The sequence below is a fragment of the Algoriphagus boritolerans DSM 17298 = JCM 18970 genome (assembly GCF_900108085.1).
Lineage (GTDB): Bacteria > Bacteroidota > Bacteroidia > Cytophagales > Cyclobacteriaceae > Algoriphagus > Algoriphagus boritolerans.
This window is the reverse complement of record NZ_FNVR01000058.1, coordinates 1-7,399: the sequence shown is the minus strand read 5'-3', so window position 1 is coordinate 7,399 and position 7,399 is coordinate 1. Positions and strand designations below refer to the sequence as shown.

Below are 7,399 nucleotides of genomic sequence, written 5' to 3'. Positions count from 1 at the left end.
ATCGCCTATGCATACACACGATGGGCTGGACTGAGTGCCTATGTACTCCACGGACAGATGGAAATCGACAACAACCTGGTCGAAAACGCCGTCCGTCCCTTGGCTATCGGAAGGAAAAACTACCTGTTCGCAGGATCACATAACGCTGCCGAGATGACCGCTGCAATGTACTCCTTCATGGCCAGCTGCAAAAAAAACAATATCAATGAGTTTGAATGGCTCAAAGGTGTCTTTGAACGAATCCAAAGTATAAACCACAAAAGCCTCTACCAGCTGTTACCCTCTAACTGGAAAGAATACCGCCCTACATAAAATTTTTTTACTTACAACATGGGTTGGTCGGATGGATACGCTCAATTTCATTAATCAAATATTGCTTGAAGTCGATTTTGGATTTGGTACCATCAGGAGCAACCAAGGTTTTTTCTTTATGTGCTTGTGGTCTTACCCACAAAGCATCAAACCAAACTACCAGTTCCTTGTATTGGTTGTTGTTGCCTGTTTCAGCAATGTTTAATTCTATGTTGTTGGTTTGCTTTAAACCAATTCCTGCTTCCGTGAGGTTAGAGCTTCCAGAAATGAAATATTTATTTCTATCGTCTTTTTTGTCAGGATTGAATAAGTAGCTCTTAGCATGGCAAAAATTCGGCTCTAAAGTTTTTGCTACGACTTTGTCTTGTTTTAGAAAATTAACTGCTTCCTTCGATAGGTTGCTTAATTTAAGAGATGCTTTAATGCTAATGTTTTCATTTAAAAGGTCAAGCGGTCTGTTGTCGATAGAGTCAACATTTACAATATCACCCAGAACAAGCCTAAAATCTGAAATTTTATCATTTACATTTTTTGAAAGCCAAGCAAGTGCACCAATGGTAAAGTAACCAGTTACAATATCTAGTTTTCCTTGTTCAGTATAGGATGAAATCCATTCGTGGACTTTTAAATTTTCGTTTTCGTTATCTAATATCATTAGGCAGGCTTATCAGTTTTTATTAATTCCTTTGGGTCGACTTCCAAAATCTTGGCAATTTCAAAAAGAACTTCAAGTCTTGGTTGTTGTCGGTTTTGCACATAACCATTGACCATATTGTAACTCTTACCAAGTCTTTCAGCCAGCCAAGTCTGCTTGATTCCCTTTTCTTCCAATACTTCTTTTATTCTGTTCATGTCAACAAAAGTCAGGCTGCTAAAATAGGTTTTATATTTTGAATGTATCGTTTTTCAAGATAAAAAGTGTTTGAATTATTGTCGCTTTGTTCGTCCGTGGGTTGGCAAAAAAATGGCTCTTTTGGTTTTTCAGCGTTGGGCTGTGTTTCGGCAAAAACCAAATGTGCCATTTGTGCGGTTGTTTTTTTACACTGAGCGATAAACGGTCTGCGGTATGAAATCGTTGGGGATTGCGGGCTACTTTCCTGTCGAGTTACACCGAACTTGATGCGGGGCAGAACGCTCTATTAACCACTTAAACCCCAATGTTTTATACCGCTTGTTACCGGTCCGTGCTTTATTTTTGTCTTTCGTTTTCTATTCGTTTCTGTCTTGGTGCGTTGGCTTGGTAGCTCTTTTGATGTTTTTTGCTTGGCTTAGTGCGTTTGGAAAAACAGCAAATGTGCTACCAAATGCGTTGGCATTATTACCTAACTATTAAATAAACAAGAATGCTTATTGCAATCACAAATCCTACTATTAAAAAAATTCTGTTTGTCTTTATTTCTTTTTTCAGTAAATCGTTTTGGTCTGATAGAGATTTTATTTTACTCTCTAACAATTCCACATTTTTAGTTGCTTGCTTTTCTATGTCGGTTAAATGTTTTTCAGTCGTTTCGCTGAAACCATTTAGAAGTTGTTTAGCTTCTTTGTGATTTGTGTCAAGAGTTGTTTGAATATAGCCTAATGCTTGAACAATTCCCGTCAGGGTTTGGACTACGTTTGTAAGTGTTAGATTGATTGCATTAATAGCTATAAAAATTTCAGCAAGTGTTTTTTGAAGTTTGTCAAAATGCTTTTCTAAATCAATTCTTTCAAGTCGTTCAACTTGCTTTCTTAACTCGTCAATTTTAGTTTGCAGGTCTGTTGATTTGTCGTCAAACTTTTTCAGTTCGATTGCTAAATCTTTTCTTGTCTGGTCAATGAATGACTTTTGTAAGTCTTGAAACAGTTTTGTGAAGTCAGTATTTACAAGTCGTGAAATTTCTTTCTGTAAATCTGTTGTCTTGTTGGATAACTCATTCAGGTTTGCTGTAAATAAAGCGTTGTTGCCGTCCAAATACTTTTTTGTTGTTGCTCCTAAAGTGTTAGTGTATTCCTCTGATAGTTTTACAATCTGCTGATATTTGGTATCAAATATTTCTGGTTGCTTTATCAATTCCTTAATATCTTGATGCAACTTGTCAAGGTCTTTGAGTTTCTCACTCAAAGATTTAATGTTTGCTTGCGACTGCTGTATTACTTCTTCGTAGTTAGGCATAATATTCTGCTGTTAATTCGTGATTTCTGTTTATAAGTTTTTCAATACCCAAGGTCTGCATTTTTAATAAAAGTTTTGCTCGGATAAGTTTAATGTCTTTGAAGGATGGATTATCCTCTTGAATGTTGCTATGCAATTTTGCAAAGTAACTTTCAAAAATAGGTTCAATAATTTCAAAATCGTTTTCGTGAAAACTTTCGTCCTTATACAAATTGTCAAAACCTAATTCAAGTTCAGTATTTGCTTCTGAAATGTATGATGCATTGTTCACTGAATACATAGAAAATGCCTTAAGTAAGCGAAGTAACCATTCGTTATTCAAATCCGTTTCACTTAATGACCTTAGAATTTTTTTGCAAGAACCCATCATGTGCTTGTAGTTGTTTTGCTCTGTTCCATCAAGGCGATAAACTTCTAAATATTTATCAAGGATTTCTTGTTTGTTTAACACTAGTTCCTGATAGTCGTCTAAAAGGGAGAATGGTTTACCGTTAATCCTGAAACCGATTCTTGCATACTTTGCATTAAAGTAAAAAAATATCTGCTCTTTAATATATAGATTTTGCTGAAACCAATCGGAAATATAATTCGGTTCAGTTATACTGGTATTCAGAACATTTTCAATTTCGTCAGTTGCTCTCTTTCGTTTGCTTGCAATTTCTTTGTAGGAAAACTCGGATAAAAAGTAAAGGCACTCAATAATATTTTCTACAAGAGTTGGCTTTACAAGGCGACTTTTAAGTGCTTCAATATTTTCCATTGCTGTATTCTCTGACAAATATCTTCGTAAATATTTTTCAATTTCCTTTGTGTATTTATCAATGGTTTTAAATTTCTTGAATGTGCAACTATAAAGATTGTTCTTGTTGTAATCAATTAAATAATCTTCTAAAAGCCCCATGCTGTGCATTCTATATATCAACCTGCCTGTATCGTTGCTTGTTTCCCTGTCTCTACTATAAACAAAAAGAAGTTTAGCTTTTACTTCTTCCGTAATTTTTGATAGTTCTTTTACGCTATTCTCATCCAATAAAAAAAGAAAGTCATTAAAGTCGTGTGACCATTTATAAACTCGTTTAATTACTTCCTCAAAAGTAGCTGTATAATAAGGCGGATTGATTTCATCCTTCGGATTTACTCCCAGAAGATTGCAGATGATTTCAGTAGAATCAGGATACTTCTTTGTAGCTGTAATTATGAATTGAAAATTTTCATCCTTACAATTATTAAAGGTGTTAGCCAATGTATCTTGCTTTTCTATATTAATCATTTCACCATTAATAAGTTGAAATTCTTTAACCTTGAAAAGATTTAGGAATTGGCTTTTCTCTGTATCAACTCCCTTAAAAGAAAGCTCATGAAAGAAATCGTGAATGTTTCTGTCGTTATATTTTTCAATAAGAAATTTGTAATGATTGTTACCGTCTTTTTCTTTTAGCTTATCTCTTAATTCACCTACGTTTTCTATTGAAAGAACATTGTATTTTGTTCCGTCTTTTTTAAGTAAACTAAAATCTGTCAAGCCAATTTCGTTTATTGCTTCATCTAAAGTGGAGAATGAAATGTCTGAAAACACTTGTGCTTTATCATCCCACTTTTTCTCAAATGCTTGTCGTATTGCTTTTCTTGTAAACTTGTTTTGAATGAGCTTGTATTCTTTGTTTTCACTAAAGAATTTGTAAACATCCAGTTTTACATACTTGCTTTTTGAAATTAAAATATTTGCTTCGGAAATTTTCTTGTCTCTGCCAGACCTTCCTGCTTCTTGAACCAAACTTTCAAGTGAACCTGAATAAACATAGTGATAGGTTGAACGAATATCTTTTTTGTCAATCCCCATACCAAACGCCTTTGTGCAAACGATGTGTTGCGTTCTGTCTGATGTAAAGTTTTCAAAATGTTCTTGAACCTCCTTGCTTTCTTCCTCTGTTTCACTTGAATAGAAAAAGCCCTTTGAATTTGAATTAAGATTTTGGTAAACAAAATCAACTCCGCTTTCATGTCCACCTTGCCCTTTTACTGGACAAAAAATGATTGCATAAAATTCATTTTGAGTTTTAGCACTTAGGTCAATTAGTTCTCCTGATTGATTTTTAAATAGAATATTTTGATTGAACTGTTCTGCATCATTAAAATTATCATAGTGATGCTTCTGTGATTTTTCGATTAGCGATGTCTCGTTTAATTTTTGAAGATTAGACCCGAAGTTTAAAAAGTCACTATTTAGCTCATTCATTCTATCTTTTCCTGTAACATCAGTAACTCTAAAAAATAGTTCAGGTCTGATTGTATTTTCAATCATAATGATAGCGTCAGCAACATCATTGTGTTGAATTTGCAATTCTCTTTCAATGTCAGCCAAAACATCAAACGAAGCTGTGGCAGTAAGTCCAATAAGAGAAACGGCTTTAGCCGTTTTTATTTTTGCGAACCTTTGAGCATTTTTCCCAAGCATTAAATATGTTGAACGAAAATCATGTCCCCACTCTGAAACGCAATGAACTTCATCAATTACGCAATAGGAAAATGCTAAACCGAATTTTGAAACATCAATTGTCCGAATGATATTTCTGAAATCTTGCATTACAAATCTTTCAGGAGAAACAAAAAGGAACATTGTTTCACCATAACGAAAGTCAATTAGTTTTTTTACTCTTTCCTCTCTTTTTAAGTTTGAGTTTATGAATTCGCAACAGTCAATCCAATTTTGTTTTAAAACCCTAACTTGGTCCTCCATTAACGATTTTATGGGGTCAACTACCAAACACAAACCTGGTTGTAGAAATGTAGGTATTTGAAAAGTCAATGATTTTCCGCCTCCTGTTGGAAGTAACCCGATAACTGGTTTTTGTTGCAATGCTCTTGAAATGATTGGAAGTTGCCCTTCTCTGAAACTAACTTTTCTAAAAATTGTTTGAATGAAAAAATTTATGTGGAATTCGTATTTGCTTACTGGGACATAAGAACCATCGTCTTTTTTCTTAACCAATGCTTTGTAGTGAAGCAAGTCTGCACAATAAACTCGTCTCATTTTACCAAATGTCGTATCAAAGAAATGAGAGGAACGAATTTTAATTGCCTTATCACTCAAAAAGTCTGTTTCTTTGTAAATATTTGACCGTCTTAAAATTGAATGGTCGATTACAATATCAAACTCTTTCTGTTTAAAAAAACTTTCATCTTCAACTCTTTTTTGTAAGTGTAATTTGTTGTCAATAACCCATTTTGAATTTTCAAAAACAGTCAATGAGATTTCAGGCAAAAGCAATTTGTCTTTGTCGTCTAAGATTGCATTGATATTGAAAAATAATTCTTCCAAGGATTTAATTGCAATTGCTCCGCAAGGCAAATCCCTTTCAATAATTGCAATTTCAATTTTCTCTTTATTGAATAGTTCGGGGTGAACCAAAAGAAATTCAAGAACTGTTTTTTGAACTCTTGCGACAGCAAAAGGAATAAAAAGTAAAGAATATTCGGCAAGATGTTCTTCTATATTCTTTTCAAAGTTGTTTTTGAAGTTTTGATAAATCTTTCTTCCAATTAACGCTTCAAAGTCGGTGTTATCTGCTTTGATGGTTTCAACCGTAAATCTTATTGTTTCAAAGTTTTCGTCTTCTGCTATTGCGTCTCTGTAAGCATCATAATATTTGTATTCAGATAGGGAATGGTGGGAACCATCCACCTCAAATATTCTACCAACCTTTTCATAGCGATTATTATTTTCGTTCCAATGTAAGTAGGGAGAAGTAAAACAAAAATCAACTGATTTACCTCCAGCAAGTTTACTGTTAATTGTTGAAAAATCTCTTTGAGATTCCAATATCTGTTTTACAAAAGAGTGCTTTTTTATGAACTCCCATTCTAAACTACTACCTAAGTTTCCTCCATAATTAGTTTTGCTAATTTCTAATTGTGGCTCAATAATATGCAACAATTCAAAAATACTTTCATAACTAATTGGTTTTATTAATTTTGGAAAATTGATTTCAAACTCTTCATTAGATTGCTCTGTTAAACCAATTTCAGCAAATATGTTCTCTAAAAGTAATGGTGCTCTTGTGGGCAATCCTCTTGTTATGATGTTGTTTAAAGTGGCTAAAACTGGATTTAGTTTTTTAAAGTCAGGTGCGTACTTGTAATAAAAATCGACATCAAAAGAACTCGCATTTTGAAGTAGTCCATTTATTTGGTCAAGTTGGTTTTGGTCAGTTGGTTTATGCCTATCCAATTTTGCTTTAAAGTCGGCTACAACTTTTGCAATACTGTCAACTATGTAACCTGCTTTAAACTGCATTTTGTCTTGAGATAAGTTTTATAAAATAATTAGTCTTTGTCAACGAAGAACGGATTTTGTGCGGTTGGGCAAAAGCAAATGTGCTGCAACTGTGTCGGATTGTGTGTCGGGTTGCAGCTCTTTTGATTTTGCTGAAGCGTTGGCATTTCTGTTCATTTTCTCTGTCGTTATATGTTTGCACTGTCGTCTTTTAGCATGACCGGTAACGTTCTGCGGCTTGGCGTAGTGGCGGATTTTTAGCACAAAAGTTCAATCGAAGAACTGAACTTGAACCTACCACAAAACTGTCATACGAAGCACTGAACCCGCCATTACGCCAAACCGCTGTTGCACTAAACCTGCGGTAGTTTTACCAAGTAGCAGCCGGAAAGAGGTAACTTTTTAGCTCATTCATAAACGCTTATTAATCATGAAAAAAAAGAGAACCTCCTCCAGGCCGCTTGCTCCAAGATAGCGGGATTTGCTGAACTACTGGCCAAGTTTGAGCAAAAAGTTACTGTTGCTGGCAAAAGTCAAAGTACCCTCACCAACTATGGCCGTCATCTGGCCAAACTCGCCCTTCACTTCAATGAATTGCCTACTGAAATAGATCCAGACCGGATCAATGATTACCTGCATTTGGTCAAGCGGGGGCATAACAC

6 protein-coding genes are annotated in these 7,399 nt (G+C 34.6%); 1 reads left to right on the top strand and 5 read right to left on the bottom strand.

Going from position 1 to position 7,399, the window contains the following annotated elements; all coding sequences use genetic code 11:
* Nucleotides 1-312: IS66 family transposase (locus tag C4S61_RS21380; protein WP_146064481.1), on the top strand; the 312-nt coding region annotated here is incomplete at its 5' end.
* Between the two features lie 7 nt (nucleotides 313-319).
* Here C4S61_RS21380 and C4S61_RS21375 read toward each other — a convergent pair.
* From C4S61_RS21375 to C4S61_RS21360, 5 genes are all read right to left on the bottom strand, one after another.
* Nucleotides 320-967, bottom strand: a complete 648-nt coding sequence (locus C4S61_RS21375) for a phospholipase D-like domain-containing protein (protein WP_103926813.1) — start codon at nucleotides 965-967, stop codon at nucleotides 320-322.
* Nucleotides 967-1,164: a helix-turn-helix domain-containing protein gene (locus C4S61_RS21370; protein ID WP_103926812.1), complete on the bottom strand. Its 198-nt coding sequence runs from the start codon at nucleotides 1,162-1,164 to the stop codon at nucleotides 967-969. Before C4S61_RS21370 ends, C4S61_RS21375 begins: the two co-directional genes overlap by 1 nt.
* 11 nt (nucleotides 1,165-1,175) lie before the next feature.
* Entirely contained in the window at nucleotides 1,176-1,334 is a 159-nt protein-coding gene (locus C4S61_RS21965) for a hypothetical protein (RefSeq protein ID WP_160111296.1), read from the bottom strand.
* A 296-nt stretch (nucleotides 1,335-1,630) separates the two neighbouring features.
* Entirely contained in the window at nucleotides 1,631-2,464 is an 834-nt protein-coding gene (locus C4S61_RS21365) for a hypothetical protein (protein WP_103926811.1), read from the bottom strand.
* A complete protein-coding gene (locus C4S61_RS21360) occupies nucleotides 2,457-6,758 on the bottom strand; it encodes a DEAD/DEAH box helicase (protein WP_103926810.1) in 4,302 nt (1,433 codons plus the stop codon). The genes C4S61_RS21365 and C4S61_RS21360 overlap by 8 nt, the downstream gene beginning before the upstream one ends.
* Between the last annotated feature and the right edge of the window lie 641 nt (nucleotides 6,759-7,399).